The organism is Nocardia sp. NPDC056100, from assembly GCF_042266325.1.
GTDB lineage: Bacteria > Actinomycetota > Actinomycetes > Mycobacteriales > Mycobacteriaceae > Nocardia.
Window position 1 is genome coordinate 174,463 of record NZ_JBHJVY010000004.1, and the last position, 17,670, is coordinate 192,132.

Genomic DNA, 17,670 nt, shown 5'->3' on the forward strand with positions numbered 1-17,670 from the left:
GTCATGAGTGAAGCAACGACTCTGGCGGCCGCCGCCGGCAGCCCCGACCCGCAGGTCGGACTCCGCGCGGTCCTCGCCCTGCGCCGGCTGCTCGAGCGACTCGAGGCCATCCAGGTCACCAATGCCCGCAAGCAGGGCTGGTCCTGGCAGGCCATCGCCGACTCGCTCGAGGTCAGCAGGCAGGCGGTCCACCAGAAGTACAACCGGAAGGGCGGTATCCGCTGATGTTCGAACGATTCGACAAGGCGGCCAAATACGCGATCGTCATCGCGCAGGAGGAAGCACGCGAACTGCGTTCGCCAGCCGTCGAAATGGAGCATGTGCTGCTCGGGCTGCTGGTCAGCCCGGACGCGGGGCTCAAACAGGTGCTCGCCGATCACGGCTACACCGCCGAAGGCGTGCGAGAAGCGCTGGCGCGCAAGCGAACCACCGAACCCCTCGGTGAAGAGGACGCGGCCGCGCTGCGCTCCATCGGCATCGATCTCGACGCCGTGCGGGAAAGCCTGGAGGCCACCTTCGGCGAGGACGCGCTCGAACGGGCGGTCCCGGTGGAGGAACCCAGGCGCGGGCGCATGCGCGGCTGGGGAATCGCCAACGGGCACATCCCCTTCGACCGGGACGCCAAGAAAGTATTGGAGCTGTCCCTGCGCGAGGCGCTCACCCGGGGTGACGATCGCATCGAGGCCGGGCACATTCTGCTCGGCATCCTGCGCGCCCCCAATGCCGCGACGCGGCGACTGCTCGGCGACGAGACCGCGACCAAGACGCTGCGCGCCGCCGTCGGCGACTACCTCGATCACGCGGCCTGAGGCGGACGGGGTGCGAACGCGTGTGAAGATCACCCTCCGACGCGTTCGCGCCCTACGATCGGGGCATGACGCTCCTGCTACGTCTGCTGATCAACGGTGTGGCCATCTGGCTCGCGTCCGTATGGGTCGGCGGAATCGAGATCCACGGTCCCGACGATCCGGCCACGACCACCGACAAGATCCTCGTCATCGCGGTGATCACGGTCATCTTCACCATCGTGAACGCGCTGGTGAAGCCGCTGGTGAAACTGCTGTCACTGCCGCTGGTGGTGTTGACGCTCGGGCTCTTCCTGCTGATCGTCAACGCGCTCATGCTGTGGCTGACCTCGAAGATCACCGAGCACACCGATTACCAGCTGCATGTGAACGGATTCTGGGCCGCGTTCTGGGGCGCCATCATCATCACACTGGTGAACTGGGTGCTCGGCGTGCTCGTCCCCGACGAGGACTGAACGACTCAGCCGAAGGCCAGCGCCAGTCCGGTCACGACCGACCAGATCAACAGCGCCAGGCCCGTACCGGCAAGGGCGGGAATGAGTCCCGGCCCGTTCTTGCCGGTGCGGACCGGCTCATTGGCCTTGATCGCCAGCGGCAGCGCGAGCAGACCGGCCAGCGCCCACGGGGTGCGCGCGGCCAATGCCAGCGTGGCCAGGAACGGGACCGCCAACAGCACGATATGCAGTGTGCGCGTACGGGTATCGCCCAGGCGCACCGCGAGCGTGGTCTTACCGGTGACCGAATCGGTCGGGATATCGCGCAGATTATTGGTGACCAGCACCGCGCTGGAGAACGCGCCCACCGCGACCGCACAGGCCAATCCGGCCCAATCGACGCGTCCGGCCTGTACGAACTGGGTGCCGAGCACCGCGACCAGGCCGAAGAACACGAAGACCGCGATCTCACCGAAACCGCTGTAGCCGTAAGGATTTCGGCCGCCGGTGTAGAACCAGGCCCCGGCCAGGCAGGCCGCGCCCACGATCAGCAGCCACCAGGCGCTGGTCAGGACCAGGATCAAGCCGATCACAGCGCCCAGGACCAGGCAGCCGATGGCGGCATTGCGGACCGCCTGGGGCGACGCCAATTTGGAGCCGACCAGGCGCAGCGGCCCGACCCGCTCGTCATCGGTGCCGCGAATACCGTCGGAATAGTCGTTGGCGTAGTTCACGCCGATGATGAGGGACAGCGAAAGCAGCAGGCACAGCACCGCTTTCCACCACACCGCCCCGTCGATCGAGGCGGCGGCCCCCGTGCCCGCCAGGACCGGAGCGATCGCGTTCGGCAGAGTGCGCGGCCGAGCGCCCTCGATCCACTGTGCTGCTGTAGCCATGTATCGCAGCCTAGTGCGAGGGTTCCGGCCGCACCCGTCAGCGTGTCGGGCGGGGCGCGCTCATGGTTCCGCGGCGGGCCGCGCTCAGGCTTCCACGGCGGGCCGTGCTCAGGCTTCCGCGGCGGCCTTCAATTGCGCGAGGCCCTTCTCGAAGTCCTTGCCGATCATGGAATCCATCGGCATGAGCTTGGCCATGAACGCCATCAGGCCGCTGCGCTCACCGGTCATCCGCCAGCTGACGGCGGTGCCCTCGGGTTGCGCGATGAATTCGAAGGTGACCTGATTGGTGTTCCGGATCGGCTTCTCGAAATTCAATCGAATGCCGATGGCCTGCGAGGTGACCGAGGTGATCTCCATATCGCCGCGGCCCGCCTTGCGGTTGCCACTCCAGAAATACCGGGCGCCGATACCGCGATCGGCCCCGCTGTACGTGCGTTCCATGGCCGGATCCAAACCCTCCCACGGTGACCACTGCTGCCACTGGTGGAAGTCGTCGACGAGTGCTTGGATCCGGGCGGGATCGGCCTTGATGACCGTTTCCCGGTGGATGTCGAATGCGGCCATGATCGCCAGCGTAGGGGACCGCACCGACGGATCCGGTGAATCGGGCGTCCTCCGCGTCGCTCACCTAGGATTGGCAAGGAATGTTTTCGGAAACAGGCAGTGCCAACGGCGCCGGGAGTACCCGGCCGGCACCCGCGAGCGACACGGTCCTGCTGGCCCTGCTGGGCGAGGTCGCCGTACGTCGCGACGGCGGGCTCGCACCCGTACCCGGAGCCCGGGCGCGCCTGCTGGTCGCGGCCCTGGCCACGCATCCCGGTCGCAGCCGCAGCGCGCAGGCCCTGATCGACGACGTCTGGGGTGAGGATCCGCCGCGCGCCCCGATGAACGCGCTGCACACCCAGGTCTCGCGGTTGCGTTCCACCCTGCCCGAGGGCGCGCTGGAGATCGGCCCCGCCGGATACCGCCTGGTGTTGCGCTCCGATCAGGTCGACCTGACCCTGGCTCAGCAGCTGGAAAACCAAGCGCGCCAGGCGCATACGCGCGGCGACGACACCCACTGCCTGGCTCTGATCGCCGAGGCCCGCACGCTCTGGCGCGGTGATCCGGCCGCCGATCTGCCCGCCGGATCGGTCGCGGACGAACTCACCGAACTCGCCACCGCCCGCCGTCACGGCCTGGACACCCTCGAACTCGCCGCCCGCGAAGCCGTCGGCGATCTGGCCGGAGCCCTCGAGCTGGCCCGATCCGCGGCCGCCGCACAACCTTTCGACGAACCCGCGCACGGCACCCTCATGCGCCTGCTCGCCGCCGCCGGGCGCACCAACGAAGCCCTGGACGTATTCGCCTCCCTCCGAACCCGTTTGGTCGATCAACTCGGCGCGGACCCGGGCCCCGCACTCACCGCCATGAACACCGCCCTGCTCCGCGGCGAACCGCTACCTGGAGCGCAATCACCCGGGTCGGGTAGTGGTTCGCCGGGCTCGAACAACTACGGTTCCGGTGCGAATAACCCTGCCGGGCAACGTTATTCGACGGACGAGCGGCCGGGAATCGGAACGGATCGAAGCCTTCAGCCGAATCCCGTCGGGCATGGTTCGAGCGACTCCGGCGCGGGCTGGGGTTCGGCGCAGAGTCTGCGGCGGATGGCCGCGGCACAGCACGCGGCTGGAACGCGCGATGCCGGTGACGGCGCCGGGGTGGGGATCGGATTGCGGGCCGCGCCGAATCCGCTGCTCGGGCGCGAAGCCGATATCGATGCGCTGGAAGGACTGCTGCGCACGTCGCGGGTGACCACGGTGCTCGGTCCGGGAGGCACTGGCAAGACCCGGGTCGCCAATGAGCTCGGCGCGCGCGTTGCACACGAATGCACGGTGGCGCTGGTCGAATTGGCATCGCTGCGCGCGGATCCGGCAGGGGAAGCCGAGACCCGGGTGGAGATCGAGGCCGCCATCGCGACCACGCTCGGGGTGGGCGAGTTCAGCCGCGACACCAATATTCTGCGGGCCACACGCACCCGGGATCTGGGGCAGCGATTGCGCGAGGCGCTGTCCGCGCGGCCCATCCTGCTGATTCTCGACAATTGCGAACATCTGGTGGACGCGGTCGCCGAACTGGTCGCCGATCTGGTGGGGGCCAGCGATCAGCTGACGGTGCTCACCACCAGTCGCGCGCCACTGCAGATCACGGCGGAAACGGTATACCCTTTGCCGCCCTTGACCATCGACGCGCAGGGTTCACCGGCCACCGAACTGTTCATCGCGCGGGCGCGCGCGGTGCGGCCGTCGGTGCGCTTGGATCCGGAGGTGGTGGCGCGACTGTGCCGCACCCTGGACGGTCTGCCGCTGGCCATCGAACTCGCCGCCGCGCGCACCCGCACCATGAGCGTGGAGGAGATCGAGTCCCGGCTCGATCACCGTTTCGCGCTGTTGCGCAGCGGTGATCGCAGTTCCCCGGAACGGCATCGCACCCTGCACGCGGTAATCGAGTGGAGCTGGAACCTGCTCGACGGGGAACAGCGCGCCGCACTGCGCCGACTGTGCCGATTCCCGGCAGGATTCACGCTGGCCGCGGCCGAGATCGTGCTCGCCGGATCCGATATCACCGATGCCGCGGCCGCTGTCGACGGTCTGGTGGGCCAATCCTTGCTCACCGTGCTGGAATCCGATGATCCCGAATACGACGGCACCCGCTACCGCATGTTGGAGACGGTGCGCGAATACGGTGAGGAACAGTTCGCCGTCACCGGGGACGCCGATCTGGTGATGGACCGGATGGCCTGCTGGGCAAGGGAATTCGCGCTCCTCTCGGCGCGCCGGTATCACGGCGACGATCAGGTGGCGGTGGTGCTCGGCGTCGCCGCCGAGGCCGACAACCTGAACGCGGTGCTGCGGTACGCCGTCGACCGCGGTGACACCGCGACCGCGCACGCTGTGTACCCGGTCCTTGCCATGCTGTGGATGATGCGCGGCGCGCACCTGGAACTGATGAGCTGGTCCTCCCGCATGGCGACCATGCCGCTGCGCACCGGCGCGCTCGGCGCGGAGGAAGCCGATCTGCAGATGTTCGGGCAGCTCATTCTGGGCCTGCACATGATGTTCCTGGGCGGTGAGGGCAATCGCGATGTCATGCGCGTGCGCACCCGGGTACGGCGACTGCTGCGCAGCGGAGGTCCGCTCAGCCCGGCCTTCCGTTTCCTCGGCGAACTGGCGGCGCTGACCAGGAACGGTGTGCAGCTGGGCCGGAAATTCTGCGAGGGCACGCATTCGCCGGACGCGCACACCCGGGTGGTGGCGCTGCTGTTCCGCGCCAATGTCCGGGAGAACTCCGGCGATGTATACGGCTCCATCCGAGATGCGGTGCGCGCCTTGACAACCGGTGCGCAGGACGATCTGTGGGGCACCGCCATGGTGTGCCAGCACCTGGGCGGCATGTACGCGCAGTCCGCGCGCTACACCGATTCGGTGGAGTACTACCGGCGCGCCGCCGAACTGCTCACCACGCTGCGCGCCTATGACGAGAGTGTGGAGATCCGCAGCTATCTGGCGGTCTCGCTGACCGGCACCGGACAGCTCGACCAGGCGCGGCGGGAACTCGCGCCACTGCTGCCCGGCGCGGGTATCGATCCGGCCGTGGTGCACGTCGACGTGCCGCCGAATCACCGGCGCGCCACCGTGACCGCCGGGCTGGCGGAACTCGAACTGGCCGAGGGCGATATCGATACCGGATTGGCCCGCTTCCGGCAGGCCCTGCGGTTGATGGCCTGGCCGCACGGCGCGGTCGCACCCGGTCCCGGCGATCTCATGGTGGCCTCGGCGGTGATCGACGCGCACGTATTGCACGGGCATCTGGCCGAGATCGACGAATTGGTAGCGCAGTTGGTCGGATTGGCCGTGCTCAAGCTCGGGCAGTTCTGGGATCTGCCGCAGATCGGCGCCGTCGCCACGGCCGTCGGCAGCTATCTACTCACGTCCGGGCGCGATCTCGACCGGGGGCTGGAGATTCTCGTGCTCGCGCCGAAAGTCTTCGCGCGGCAGGACTATCCGTCCATGCACTGGCGGCGGCACATCGAGCTGAACCTGCCCGCGGTGGGCGCGGAACGCCTCGAAGCGGCGACGCGTGCGGCGACCCGCTGGAATCGGCGCGGTGCCTCGGAGCGGATCATGGAATTGATGCGCGAGGTACACGAAAACCGCTGATTCGCGCGGCCGGTGCGCCCGGTCGGCGGTATCGCGGGCGCGGTGTCGGCCCGGTCATTCGGCCCGCGAGCGTGCTGCGCGGGCCGAATGTCCTTGCAGGTCAGTCTTTCTCGGCGAATTCCGGAGCTTGCTCGGCGGTGCCGGTCGGCTCCTGTGTGCGTAGCAGCCGCCAGCCGATCAGACCCAACGCGCCCGCGCCCAGGATCAGCAGCACGGTGGTGTCGGACACCGCTCGACCCAGGCGCTGCACCGCCGCTTCCAGGTGGAATTCGGTTTCCGCGCCCAGCAGGCCCGGCAGACCCGAGGTGCCGTCGAAGAGCAGGAATACGGTGCCCAGCAGAATGAAGAACAGTCCGGAAATCAGTGCGGTGGTGTGCAATTCCAATTTTCCGATGCTGAATGACCTGCCGCGCAACCACTTCCGCCGACCCAGATCGAAACGGTCCCAGCACGCCGCCAACGCGAACAGCGGGGCCGCCATGCCGAGCGCGTAGACCGCCAGTAGCAGACCGCCCTCGACCGGTGAGCCGCCGACCGCGGCCACCGCCAGAATGGAACCGAGAATCGGCCCGGCGCAGAATCCGGCCAGGCCGTAGACCAGGCCGAGCAGATACACCGCACCGGATCGTTCGGGGCGGCCCTGTTTCGCCGCCGCACGCTGGGCGAAGCCGAAACTGAAACCGCGCCCGAGGATCTGCAGCACGCCCAGACCGATGATGGTCCAGCCGCCGATGGTGATGAGCAGTTCGCGATTGTTCGAGAACAGTTGTCCCGCAAACGATCCCGCGATGCCGAGCGGTACCAGCGTGGTGGCCAGGCCCAGATAGAACATGCCGGTGCGAGCCAGCAGTCTGCCGCTCGAGGTGAACGAGTACGCGAAGAAGCTCGGCAGCAGCAGTGCGCTGCACGGGCTCAGCAGTGCCAGCAGGCCGCCCAGGAAGGCCGCGAAAAAGCCTACGGTGCCGCTCATTCCGCGTTCCCCGACGCGATATTCGCTGCCGCCTCGATCACGGCGGAGAACTGTTCGATGGGTTGCGCGCCGAGCACCGGGCGGCCGTTGACCAGGAAGGTCGGTGTGGAGGACGCGCCGAGCGAATACGCTTCGGCGGCATCGCGCTGGACGGCCGCGGTGGCGGCGGGGGAGTCCTGATCCGCGCGGAACTTCGCGATATCCGGTACGCCCGCCTGTTCGGCGAATTCGGCCAGCCGGTTCGGGGTCAGCACGCCGGTGTTCTTCTTCTCGGGCGCGTTCGCCTGCACGGTGTTGTGGAATTCCCAGAATCTGCCCTGCTGGGCGGCCGCCCACGCGGCACGGGCCGCGTTCTCCGATTCCGCGCCGAAGATGGGGAAATTGCGCCATTCGATGCGCAGCACACCCTGATCCACATATTTCGCGATGAGCTTCGGTTCGATGGTGCGGCCGAAGGTGCGGCAGAACGAGCACTGGAAATCCGAGTACTCGATCATCACCACGGGGGCGTCGGCACGGCCGAGTGCGAGCGGATCGCTCGCATCGCGGCGCGCCAGTTTCGCGAGTTCGGCGAACATGGGATTGGTGGTGGCGGTGGCCGCTTCCGGCGTGGATTTCTTTTCGCCGCCGAGCATTTGGAAACCGGCGATGGCGAGCAGGCAGGCCGCCGCGAACAATGCGAGCCCGGCGAACATCTTCCTATTGCCGCTCGGACGCTTCTTACGAGTTTTGGACATGCGAATACCCCTGGACGACTCGGGTCCTGATCGATGTGAAATGTGCTGGAAGACATGGCTGTACGCCGGGTCTCCTAAATGATCAGCACCGTCGTCAGATGGGGGGATGTCACGGGCAGCGTCGGCCCGCGCGGCTGGATGTCATAGGAAAGCCACTGGGTGGCGGGGAGTTCCGGGATCACCGCGAATACCGGCGTGAGCAGCTGATCCGCCGCGGCACGCGGTGGTGCGGCGACCTGGCCGATCGGGTCCGAACCCTGTTGATCCCGGCGCTCGCAGAAGGGCGAGTGAATGGTCGTCGCGGTATCGGCGGGCGCTACCGCCGCCTGTACCGAAACCTGTTGTGTCGAACCCCAATCCGCGACCGCGGCGAGCAATCCGACAATGGCGAAAAGGCCCATCAGCAGCGCAGCACACGACAGCCGGAATGACTTCCGGCTGTGCGGGGCAGGATGGGAATTCACCGCCCCGACCATAACAGCCGAACTCGCGGGCACGGCAAAATGCCCGCCCACCGGGGATTCGGCGGACGGGCATTCGGCGTGCTTCGGGTTATGCGTGCCGCATGTAGGCGCGCAGTGCGAGCGGGGCGAACACGATGATCACCACGACGCCGCCGATGAGCGACCACGCCAGGTTGGCGGTGACGCCGGTCCCGTTCATGAGCTCGCGGGCGGTATTGCACATGTAGTAGATCGGGTTGGCCTTGTTGATGCCCTGCAACCAGCCCGGCATCTTGTCGACCGGTGCGAAGGTGCCGCCCATGAAGGTCAGCGGGAACATGATCATCATCGAGATGCCCTGCACCGAGGCCGCGCTCTTACCGGTGACGCCGACCAGCGCCCAGATCCAGCTGATGGCGAAGGAGCAGAACACCACGACCAGTCCGGCCGCCACGACACCGAGCACGCCGCCCTCGGGACGGTAGCCGAGCGCGAGACCGACGATCACGGTGAGCGTGGTCGCCAGACCGTAGCGCACCATATCGGCCAGCAGTGCGCCCGCCAGCGCCGAAATACGGGCGATGGGAAGGGATTTGAAGCGATCGAAGACGCCCTTGTCCATATCCTCACGCAGCTGGGTGCCGGTGGCGACCGAGGTCAGCACCACCGTCTGCACCAGAATGCCGGGAATGAGCAGCGGCAGATAACCCGAGACGCTGCCGCCGATCGAGCCGCCGAAAATGTAGGCGAACAGCGCGGTGAACAGGATCGGCTGCACGGTGACGTCGAACAGCTGCTCCGGATTGTGCCGGATCTTCAGCAGGCCGCGGTACGCCATGGTCAGCGAGTTCTGCGCGGTCTTCTTGAGGCTGATGTGATTGCTGACATCGGGAATCGGGGCCGGGGCGACCTGTTTGGTCAGGTCCGGCGAGGTGAGTGTGGTGGTCATGCCGCGCTCTTTTCGGTATCGGCGGAGTCGTCTTCGGCACCGTGTCCGGTGAGCGCGAAGAACACCTCGTCCAGGCTGGGCTTGCTGACATTGATTTCTTCGACCCGAATGTCGTGCTCGCGCAACCGGATCAGGATGTCGGTGGTGATGGCGGGATCGGGCAGCGGTGCGGTGATGCGGCCCGCCTCGGGGGAGACGGTCGCCTCGACGGTCTTGCCCTCGGCGCGGGACAGGTACTCCGAGACCAGGGCGCGGGCCTCATCGATGCGGCCGCGGTCCTCCAGGGTGAGCTGCAGCGCGGACAGGCCGACCGAGCCCTTCAATTCGTCGGAGGTGCCGTCGGCGATGACCTTGCCGCGATCGATGACCGCGATCCGGTCGGCCAGTTGATCGGCCTCGTCCAGGTACTGCGTGGTGAGCAGTACGGTCGAGCCCTCACGCACCAGGCGGCGGATGGTCTCCCACATCTGGGCGCGGGTGCGCGGGTCCAGACCGGTGGTCGGCTCGTCCAGGAACAGCAGCGGCGGGGTGGAGATCAGGCTGGCGGCCAGATCGAGTCGACGCCGCATACCGCCGGAGAAGTTCTCCAGGGCCTTGTTGGCGGCCTCCTCGAGTCCGAACTCCTCCAGCAGTTCGGCGGCCTTGCGCCGGGAGTCGGCCTTGGACAGGCCGAGCAGCCGCGAAAAGATAATGAGATTCTCGGTGGCCGTGAGCTTTTCGTCGACCGAGGCGTACTGCCCGGTCACGCCGATCAGCGAGCGGACCGCGGTGGGTTCGGTCAGCACATCGCGGCCGAAGATGCGGGCGCTGCCGCCATCGGGCTTCAGCAGGGTGGCGAGCATGCGAATGGTGGTGGTCTTCCCGGCGCCGTTCGGGCCGAGTACGCCGTACACCGCGCCGCGCGGAACCGCCAGGCTCACGCCGTCGACAGCCCGCTGCTCCCCGAAGATCTTGACCAGGTCATTCGCCTCGATGGCGAGTGCCTCAGCAGGTGTGTATGAAGTCATGACCCATACTCTGCGGACCCGGACTTACACGCCCCTTGCATGACGATTGCGCGCCGACGCAAGCCGGTGACGGCACTCACGCAAGCCGGTCGCGCGAGCGCGCAAGCTGGCGTGGCGAGACCCGCTCGAGCCTGCGGTGACCCTCATGAGCAGCGCATTCGTCACCGCCGCCGCGCGTTCCCAGGCATTCGGACCCGCGCTTGTTAGCCTGGCCACACGTTCTTGCTCGACCTGCTTTTCGTTCCCGGTTCGTCCCGTGCGTATGGATTGCGAGGTTCCGTTGAGAGTCGTTCCCGTCGCCCTGACCACGGCCCTGGCCGCGCTGACCGCGGTCGTGACCACCGTCACCGCGCATGCCACGCCGCTCGCGGTGGACGCCCCGGATTCGCATGCCGCGCAAGCGGACGATCCGGGCTCGAACCAGCTGCTGCTGACCTGCCCGCCGACGCCGGACGCCGATGACCCGCTCGCGCCGATCCCGCCGCGGGATCCGCTGTGCGGTGAGAACGATATGCAGCTCACCGGGGATGTGTACCTGCGCAGCAACGCCTATCGGCGGCTGTCGACCATCTACGGCCCGGACGTGGCGGTCAGCCTGATCGGCAACAATCACTATCAGCTGCGCGATCATTCGGGGAATCTGATCCTCGGCGAGGACCGCAGCACGCTGCATCATGTGCCGTTCGGGCGGGAGATCCCGCCGCCGCTGCCGGGCAATACCGCCGATCTGACACCGCATGAGCAGGCGGTCCGGGAAGGCATGTCCCGGGTGACGGTCGGGCTCATGCAGGGTGTGGTCTACACCGGCGATCTCACCGATATGTCCGCCTACCTGACCACGCCGATCGGCTCGCTGATCGTGCAGGCGCCGGGCACCGGAACCGATCCATTGCAGCCGGGACCCGGCGGTGAACGAGAGTTGCAACTGCTCAACAACTTCCAGGTGCTGGACGCGCACGGCCGCTACGTCATGGGCAATACGCTCACGCTCGGTTCGCCGATGGCGTTGTGGCCCAACGCTGCGGTGCCCTGCCCCGTCGGCACCGTCCCCATCTCCCGGCTGCCCTCGGCCGACAAGCTGCCCCGCAATGCGGCGGACCTGCCGGATCCGGTGTGCAAGGCCCCGGCCACCGTCCCGATCACCGGATTCATCGACGATCCGGCGGCGGACCCGGCCGCCCCGCCCGCACCCGGGACCAAGCCGAATCCCGATCCGGTGCAGCGGCAGAAGGACATCAACGACGCGTACAGCGCGGTGGGCACCCAGTTCGGTCTCGCGGTCAGCGTCGGCGGCCTGGTCGGCGGTATGACCGGGCTCATCATCGGTTGTCTCGCAGGCGGAATCGGCGCGGGCACGGCGGGCACCTTCTCCGCGGCGCTCGCGGGCACCGCCACCGGATTCGCGGGCGGCTGCCTCACCGGCGCGGCCCTGCTCGGCGCGATGGGCGGCACCATCGGCAGTCTCGCGATCGGTGTTCCGGTCGGCATCATCTCGGGCGTGAACGCCTACAACACCCTGCGACTCCAGGGCGATGTGGCGCGCAACCCGATCGCGGACCTCGCCCCCGCGCCGAAGGCACCAGAGGTGTCGCCGCTCATCACCGCGGGCGTCCCACCGGAAGTCGCCGCGGCCGTTCCGCCACAACTGATTCCGGCGGTTGCCGACTTCATCGCTCCGGTGGCACCGCAACTGGCGGCCGATCTGAAAGCGCCACAGGATGTTCCGCCGATCGCACCGATGGACGGTCTGACCCAACTCGCCGCGAGTGTGGCCCCGATGATCGCCAACGCGATACCCGCGCTCTTCGGCCAGCCCGCCGAGCCCGCCCCGGGGGCGTAGACCCCCCGACGGGACGGTCAGTTGGAGGAGGTGCTGAGGAGATACTCGCGGAGCGCGGCGCGGTCGGGTTTGCCGACGCCGCGCATCGGGAGTTCTTGCAGCACAGCGAGTTCGCGCGGGGCGGCGATGGCGTCGAGTTCGGCGACCACGTGGTCGCGGAGTTCGTCCAGGGTGGGGGCGGTCGCGCCGGGGGCGGTGACGATCGCGGTGACCACGCGCTGACCCAGGCGGGAATCGGGCAGGCCCAGGACCACGCATTCGGAGATGGCCGGATGGGTGATCAGCACCGCCTCGACCACCTGGGGCAGCACCAGCAGCCCGCCGGTCATGATGGCTTCGTCGAGCCGCCCGGTGACGGTGAGGACGCCGTCCTCGAAGCTGCCCGCGTCCTCGGTGCGGAACCAGCCGGGTTCGGCGAAGGCCGGATGGTCGGGCTGATTGCGGTAGCCCTTGGCCAGGGTCGCGCCGCCGAGCAGGACGCGGCCGTCCTCGATGCGGACCTCGGTGCCGTCCAAGGGGATTCCCTCGTAGACGCAGCCGCCGCAGGTTTCGCTCATACCGTAGGTGCGGAAGATGGTGATGCCCGCCGCGCGAGCGCGTTCCAGCACCGGTTTCGGGGTGGCCGCGCCGCCGATGAGCACGGCGTCGAGCTGCGCCAGCGCCGCGGTGGCGGCGGGTTCGTCCAGGGCCTTGATGAGCTGGGTCGGCACCAGCGAGGTGTACCGGCGCGGTCCGCGCATCCCGGCGATGGCCGCGGCCAGCCCCTCGGGCAGGAAGCCGCCGGACACATCGAGCACGGCCGGTTCGGTCCCGGCCTGAATGCTGCGCAGCAGCACCTGGATGCCCGCGATGTGATGGGTCGGCAGCGCCAGCAACCACTGTCCGGGCCCGCCCAGGCGGGTGTGCGTGGCCTCCCCGCTGGCGCGCAGCGCGGCGGCGGAGAGCATGGCGCCCTTGGGAATTCCGGTGGTGCCGGAGGTGGTGACGACCAGCGCCACCTCGTCGTCGATCTCCTCGCCGGGCCGCAGGCTGCTGCTGAGCCGCTGTGCCTCGCGGCGGTCGGCGGTGGGTATGGGTAGCCAGGCGGGGCCGTTGCCCTCGAGGGCTTCCCGCAGGTGCGGCAATACATCGCCCACCGATGCACCGGTGGGCATGGGGAGGGTGCGGAGGGTATTGCTCACGTTCGCGATCGTGTCATGTGATGGGGTGGCCGCGCACCTGTGGGGGTCCGAGGCCGGGGGTCGATGGTGGTCGGTCGGTCAGTCGGACGTCGGTGTCGCCAGTGGCCATCCACCGGCTGCCAGCCGGGAGGCCACTCGGGCGATATCGTCCTCGCCGGGTTGTTCCTTGGCAACTCGGGAAATGGCGGCCTCGATATCGGCGCGTTCGATCTCGCCGGTGGCGACGCGTTCGCTCACCAGCTCCTCGACGACCAGGTGTACTTCGTAATCGGTGAGCCGCCGGTGCAGCACCGCGAGCAGCGCCACGTAATCGGACTGCGGAATGCCCTGTGGATACCCGGCTTTGAGCCAGTCCAGGACTTTTTGCAGCACGTTCTGGCGCGGCGGGGTGCGCGCCGGATCGGTGTTCGGCTGTTCCGGAGTAGTCAGCTGCGTGCCTTTCTTCCCGTGGCGTCAGGCGCCGAGCAGATGGATGCCGAGCCGGCTCGCGAGGAAGCCGCGTGCGATGAAGAGCACACCGACCACCACCGCGATCATGACCACGGCGAAGCAGAGCGCGGAGATGGCGACCGCGGTGGTGCGCGCCGCTCCGGTCGCGCCGTCGTCCAGTTGCGAGCGGTAGCGAATGCCGAACGCGAAGATGACGGGCAGTCCGGCCCCGAAGACCAAGGCGGCCAGCGTGACCCGCCACAGATCGCTGATATTGGACAGGAAGGTGTGCACGGCGTCGCTCCTATCCGATTCCATTGCCGACGGTGTCGTCACTGCGCAACGCGGCGCTCGGCGGCGCGGCGTCGCCGGTGGGTCCGGCCGCCGCGTGCTCGGCCTTCCAGTCGGCATTCACGTTGTGCGAGTTGACCTCGGTGCGCTTGGAGCGCCGCCAGATCGCTCCGGCCGCCGCGAGCAGCAGCGCGAACACCACGAGTACGCCCGCGGTGCCGCCGATGGCGTTCAGGATGGCCCAGCACAGCGCGCCGACCACACCGGCCAGCGGCAGGGTCAGCACCCATGCCACCACCATGCGGCCGAGCACGCCCCAGCGCACTTCCGCGCCGGGCCGTCCGATGCCCGAACCCAGGATGGATCCGGTCACGGTCTGCGTGGTGGACAGCGGCAGGCCGAAGTGCGCGGAGGTGAGAATGATCGCCGCACTGGTGGATTCGGCCGCGAAGCCCTGCGGCGGCGCGATATCGACCAGGCCCTTGCCGAGCGTGCGGATGATGCGCCAGCCGCCCAGGCAGGTGCCCGCGGCGATGGCGACCGCGCAGGACACGATCACCCACAGCGGCAGCGGATCGCTGGCCTTGGCCGAACCGTGCGCGATCAACGCCAGGAAGATGATGCCCATGGTCTTCTGCGCGTCATTGGTGCCGTGCGCGAGCGAGACCAGCGAGGCGGAACCGATCTGCCCCCACCGGAATCCGCCCTCGACGGTCTTCTCATTGCTGCCGCGCGTGATTCGGTACACGGCCCACGAGCCGAGCGCGGCGACCAGCGCGGCGACCACGGGTGCGGCCAGCGCCGGAATGATGATCTTGGCGAGTACGCCCTTGCTGCCCGCCGCCCAGATGACGCCGTCCCAGCCCAGCGCCGCGATGGTCGCGCCGATGAGCCCGCCGAACAGCGCGTGCGAGGAACTCGACGGCAAACCCAACAGCCAGGTGAACAGATTCCACAGAATGCCGCCGACCAGTCCCGCGAAGACGATGTCGAGCAGGGCCCGGCCGCTGACTTCGGAGAGGTCGACAATGCCCTCGGCGACCGTCGCGGCGACCGCGACACTCAGGAAGGCGCCCACGAGATTGAGCCCGCCGGAAAGGAGTACGGCTGTTCGAGGGGGGAGCGCACCGGTGGCGATCGAGGTGGCCATCGCGTTCGCGGTGTCGTGGAATCCGTTGGTGAAGTCGAATACCAGGGCCGTGAGAACAACGATCAGCAGAACGAGCAGTTCGGCAGACACACCGTTCAGTTTGCGCTACGGCATTCATCCGTTGTTAACCGGTGCCCCCCGACACGCCTCACAGTTACTCGCGTGCTAAGGCTTTCGAACATCCCGGCGAATCGGATGGTCGGCGGGGATCTCCACCAGCACTATCGGCACGTCATCCGGATCACGCACCCACATTTCGATCAGGCCCCACGGTTCGCGAGTCGGCTTGCGGTCGATGGCGACTCCCGCGAGCGCGAGTTCGGCGGCGGCGTCCGAACAATCGCGCACCTGCAACCAGATCGCCCCCGCGAATCCCGCCGGTCCCGCGCCGCGCCCGTGCCCCGCGACTTCGAGCAGGCCCTGTCCCGCGAAGAACACGGTGCCGCCCGGATACTCCCGGGCAATCGCCAATCCGAGCGTGTCCCGGTAGAACTCCAGCGTCCGCTGATAGTCCGCGGGCCGCAGGATCAAGCGACTGCTCAGGATCTCCATGGCTTCTACAGTGTCAGAAGTAGTACGGGTACGGGGACCAGTCCGGGTCACGCTTCTGCAGGAACGAATCGCGGCCCTCGACGGCCTCATCGGTCATGTACGCCAGGCGGGTGGCCTCACCGGCGAACAGCTGCTGTCCGACCAGACCGTCATCGCTGAGGTTGAACGCGTACTTGAGCATGCGGATCGCCTGCGGTGACTTGCCGAGGATCTCACCGGTCCATTCCAGCGCCACATCCTCGAGCCGATCGTGATCCACGACCTCGTTGACCGCGCCCATGAAATGCATCTCCTCGGCGGTGTACGGCCGCCCCAGGAAGAAGATCTCGCGAGCCCGCTTCTGCCCCACCATCTTCGCCAGGTACGCGCTGCCGTAGCCGCCGTCGAACGAGCCCACATCGGCGTCGGTCTGCTTGAACCGGGCGTGCTCGCGGCTGGCGAGGGTGAGATCACAGGTGACGTGCAGGCTGTGCCCGCCGCCCGCGGCCCAGCCGTTCACCAGCGCGATGACCACCTTCGGCATGAAGCGGATGAGCCGCTGCACCTCGAGGATGTGCAGTCGCCCCGCGCGCGCCGGATCGACGGTGTCGGCGGTCTCGCCCTCGGCGTACTGGTAGCCGCTGCGCCCGCGAATCCGCTGATCGCCGCCGGAGCAGAAGGCCCAGCCGCCGTCCTTGGGGCTCGGGCCGTTACCGGTGAGCAGCACCGCGCCCACATCGGAGGTCATGCGCGCGTGATCGAGCGTGCGGTACAGCTCGTCGACGGTGTGCGGGCGGAAGGCATTGCGCACCTCGGGCCGATCGAACGCGATCCGGACCGTGCCCTGCTCCACATGCCGGTGGTACGTGATGTCGGTGAGGTCTTCGAATCCAGGGACGGGTTTCCACAGCGCTTCATTGAAGGTCACCCTCAAGAACATAGCGGGGCCCTATGGACGTAACGCAAGGTGACAACTTATTTCGGGTCGATCGGCGGTTACTCCGGGGTACGCCCGAAACTCGCTGGCTACGCGATCGCGAACATGCGGTGCGGCGCGATGGGGTACCCACGAAAGGCGCCGAAAAACCTGCGGGGGCACCGGAGGTGGTCGCTTGTTCGAGTGAATGGTGCGAATGTGAAACGCTGCCAAGGGATTGCGGAGGCTTTACAGTGCAGTAGCTGCCCTGGCAGTCGAGGCGCGTCTGCATCATGTGTGCGGGAACATCGGTGCGTATAGTTCTGTGCGCTCGTTCATCGAAAAACTATCCGGAGGAACCTGAAAGTGGTTGCAGCACTGTCTGAATCCCTGCTCGATGACGCCAAGCGTCCGGCCTTCCTGGCCGACGCCAAAGAGGTTCTGGATGCTGAGGTGTCGGACAAGGGCGGCGCGTCGGGTCTGGCCGTCAAGGGCGGCTACGCCGCGGTGAAGAAGGTCAGCCCGACCATCGTCGGCGATGCGCTGGAGTCCTTCATCCCGAAGTTCGTCGCGTCCCTGGAGCCGTTCTGGTCCGAGTACCAGGCTTCCGGCGCCGGCTCGTTCGCCGACCTGCTGGTTTCCAAGCAGGACGAGGTTTCCGAGGCGCTGCTCTCGGTCACCGATGAGCGTGCGGCCGCCTCCTCGCGTCCCGCGCTGACCAAGGTCTACAACTCCATGCGGTCCTCGGCGAAGAAGCATGTGGCCGAGGCGCTTCCGCGCGTCGGCGCGCTGGTCCAGCGTCACGCCTGATCAACCGTTGATCAAACGACCGGTTCGCGGCCCGTGTTCGGGCCGCGAACCCGGTTATCGGTAGTGCTGTCCGAGCCGAGC

The 17,670-nt window shown here is 67.7% G+C and carries 19 protein-coding genes; 6 read left to right on the top strand and 13 right to left on the bottom strand.

Going from position 1 to position 17,670, the window contains the following annotated elements; translation table 11 throughout:
* The first annotated feature begins 3 nt into the window (after positions 1–3).
* The 3 genes from ACFC0O_RS31465 (at position 4) to ACFC0O_RS31475 (ending at position 1,261) form a co-directional block, all read left to right on the top strand.
* Positions 4–225 (top strand): helix-turn-helix domain-containing protein, encoded by a 222-nt coding sequence (locus tag ACFC0O_RS31465; protein WP_375964325.1) that lies wholly within the window; start codon positions 4–6, stop codon positions 223–225.
* Positions 225–809 carry a Clp protease N-terminal domain-containing protein gene (locus ACFC0O_RS31470; RefSeq protein ID WP_375964328.1) on the top strand — a complete coding sequence of 195 codons (585 nt, stop codon included), beginning with the start codon at positions 225–227 and terminating at the stop codon, positions 807–809. The genes ACFC0O_RS31465 and ACFC0O_RS31470 overlap by 1 nt, the downstream gene beginning before the upstream one ends.
* A 65-nt stretch (positions 810–874) precedes the next feature.
* Complete coding sequence (locus ACFC0O_RS31475; protein ID WP_364642894.1) at positions 875–1,261, top strand: phage holin family protein; 387 nt, start codon at positions 875–877, stop codon at positions 1,259–1,261.
* Between the two features lie 5 nt (positions 1,262–1,266).
* On the opposite strand, the gene ACFC0O_RS31480 is transcribed toward ACFC0O_RS31475, so the two are convergent.
* Together ACFC0O_RS31480 and ACFC0O_RS31485 are read right to left on the bottom strand one after the other, a co-directional pair.
* The gene (locus ACFC0O_RS31480) at positions 1,267–2,136 is read right to left on the bottom strand and encodes a 1,4-dihydroxy-2-naphthoate polyprenyltransferase (RefSeq protein ID WP_364642892.1); all 870 of its coding nucleotides are present in this window, start codon (positions 2,134–2,136) and stop codon (positions 1,267–1,269) included.
* 108 nt (positions 2,137–2,244) lie between these two features.
* Positions 2,245–2,700, bottom strand: coding sequence for an SRPBCC family protein (locus ACFC0O_RS31485; RefSeq protein WP_364642890.1), 456 nt, complete (start codon positions 2,698–2,700; stop codon positions 2,245–2,247).
* 80 nt (positions 2,701–2,780) lie between these two features.
* Between ACFC0O_RS31485 and ACFC0O_RS31490 the strand changes: the two genes are divergently transcribed.
* Complete coding sequence (locus ACFC0O_RS31490) at positions 2,781–6,335, top strand: BTAD domain-containing putative transcriptional regulator (protein ID WP_375964331.1); 3,555 nt, start codon at positions 2,781–2,783, stop codon at positions 6,333–6,335.
* A gap of 100 nt (positions 6,336–6,435) precedes the next feature.
* On the opposite strand, the gene ACFC0O_RS31495 is transcribed toward ACFC0O_RS31490, so the two are convergent.
* The 5 genes from ACFC0O_RS31495 to ACFC0O_RS31515 form a co-directional block, all read right to left on the bottom strand.
* Positions 6,436–7,305: a cytochrome c biogenesis CcdA family protein gene (locus ACFC0O_RS31495; protein WP_375964334.1), complete on the bottom strand. Its 870-nt coding sequence runs from the start codon at positions 7,303–7,305 to the stop codon at positions 6,436–6,438.
* Positions 7,302–8,042 carry a DsbA family protein gene (locus ACFC0O_RS31500; RefSeq protein WP_375964336.1) on the bottom strand — a complete coding sequence of 247 codons (741 nt, stop codon included), beginning with the start codon at positions 8,040–8,042 and terminating at the stop codon, positions 7,302–7,304. The genes ACFC0O_RS31495 and ACFC0O_RS31500 overlap by 4 nt, the downstream gene beginning before the upstream one ends.
* A gap of 74 nt (positions 8,043–8,116) precedes the next feature.
* A complete protein-coding gene (locus ACFC0O_RS31505) occupies positions 8,117–8,506 on the bottom strand; it encodes a hypothetical protein (RefSeq protein ID WP_375964338.1) in 390 nt (129 codons plus the stop codon).
* Positions 8,507–8,594: 88 nt separating this feature from the next.
* Positions 8,595–9,434, bottom strand: a complete 840-nt coding sequence (locus ACFC0O_RS31510; protein ID WP_375964340.1) for an ABC transporter permease — start codon at positions 9,432–9,434, stop codon at positions 8,595–8,597.
* Complete coding sequence (locus ACFC0O_RS31515) at positions 9,431–10,441, bottom strand: ATP-binding cassette domain-containing protein (RefSeq protein ID WP_364642879.1); 1,011 nt, start codon at positions 10,439–10,441, stop codon at positions 9,431–9,433. The genes ACFC0O_RS31510 and ACFC0O_RS31515 overlap by 4 nt, the downstream gene beginning before the upstream one ends.
* A 280-nt stretch (positions 10,442–10,721) precedes the next feature.
* Between ACFC0O_RS31515 and ACFC0O_RS31520 the strand changes: the two genes are divergently transcribed.
* Entirely contained in the window at positions 10,722–12,281 is a 1,560-nt protein-coding gene (locus ACFC0O_RS31520) for a hypothetical protein (RefSeq protein ID WP_375964343.1), read from the top strand.
* Between the two features lie 17 nt (positions 12,282–12,298).
* Here ACFC0O_RS31520 and menE read toward each other — a convergent pair whose 3' ends face one another.
* The 6 genes from menE to ACFC0O_RS31550 form a co-directional block, all read right to left on the bottom strand.
* A complete protein-coding gene (gene menE / locus ACFC0O_RS31525; RefSeq protein WP_375966352.1) occupies positions 12,299–13,435 on the bottom strand; it encodes an o-succinylbenzoate--CoA ligase in 1,137 nt (378 codons plus the stop codon).
* A gap of 105 nt (positions 13,436–13,540) precedes the next feature.
* The gene (locus ACFC0O_RS31530; RefSeq protein WP_364642875.1) at positions 13,541–13,834 is read right to left on the bottom strand and encodes a DUF3349 domain-containing protein; all 294 of its coding nucleotides are present in this window, start codon (positions 13,832–13,834) and stop codon (positions 13,541–13,543) included.
* Positions 13,835–13,915: 81 nt separating this feature from the next.
* Positions 13,916–14,209: a hypothetical protein gene (locus tag ACFC0O_RS31535; protein ID WP_375964345.1), complete on the bottom strand. Its 294-nt coding sequence runs from the start codon at positions 14,207–14,209 to the stop codon at positions 13,916–13,918.
* Positions 14,196–15,422 (bottom strand): anion permease, encoded by a 1,227-nt coding sequence (locus tag ACFC0O_RS31540; protein ID WP_375964348.1) that lies wholly within the window; start codon positions 15,420–15,422, stop codon positions 14,196–14,198. Before ACFC0O_RS31540 ends, ACFC0O_RS31535 begins: the two co-directional genes overlap by 14 nt.
* A gap of 75 nt (positions 15,423–15,497) precedes the next feature.
* The gene (locus tag ACFC0O_RS31545) at positions 15,498–15,884 is read right to left on the bottom strand and encodes a VOC family protein (RefSeq protein WP_375964350.1); all 387 of its coding nucleotides are present in this window, start codon (positions 15,882–15,884) and stop codon (positions 15,498–15,500) included.
* 13 nt (positions 15,885–15,897) lie between these two features.
* Positions 15,898–16,791, bottom strand: coding sequence for a 1,4-dihydroxy-2-naphthoyl-CoA synthase (locus ACFC0O_RS31550; protein ID WP_364642869.1), 894 nt, complete (start codon positions 16,789–16,791; stop codon positions 15,898–15,900).
* Positions 16,792–17,145: 354 nt separating this feature from the next.
* Here ACFC0O_RS31550 and ACFC0O_RS31555 point away from each other — a divergent pair, with 354 nt between their 5' ends.
* Positions 17,146–17,589 carry a DUF6918 family protein gene (locus ACFC0O_RS31555; RefSeq protein WP_364642867.1) on the top strand — a complete coding sequence of 148 codons (444 nt, stop codon included), beginning with the start codon at positions 17,146–17,148 and terminating at the stop codon, positions 17,587–17,589.
* Positions 17,590–17,670 lie beyond the last annotated feature (81 nt).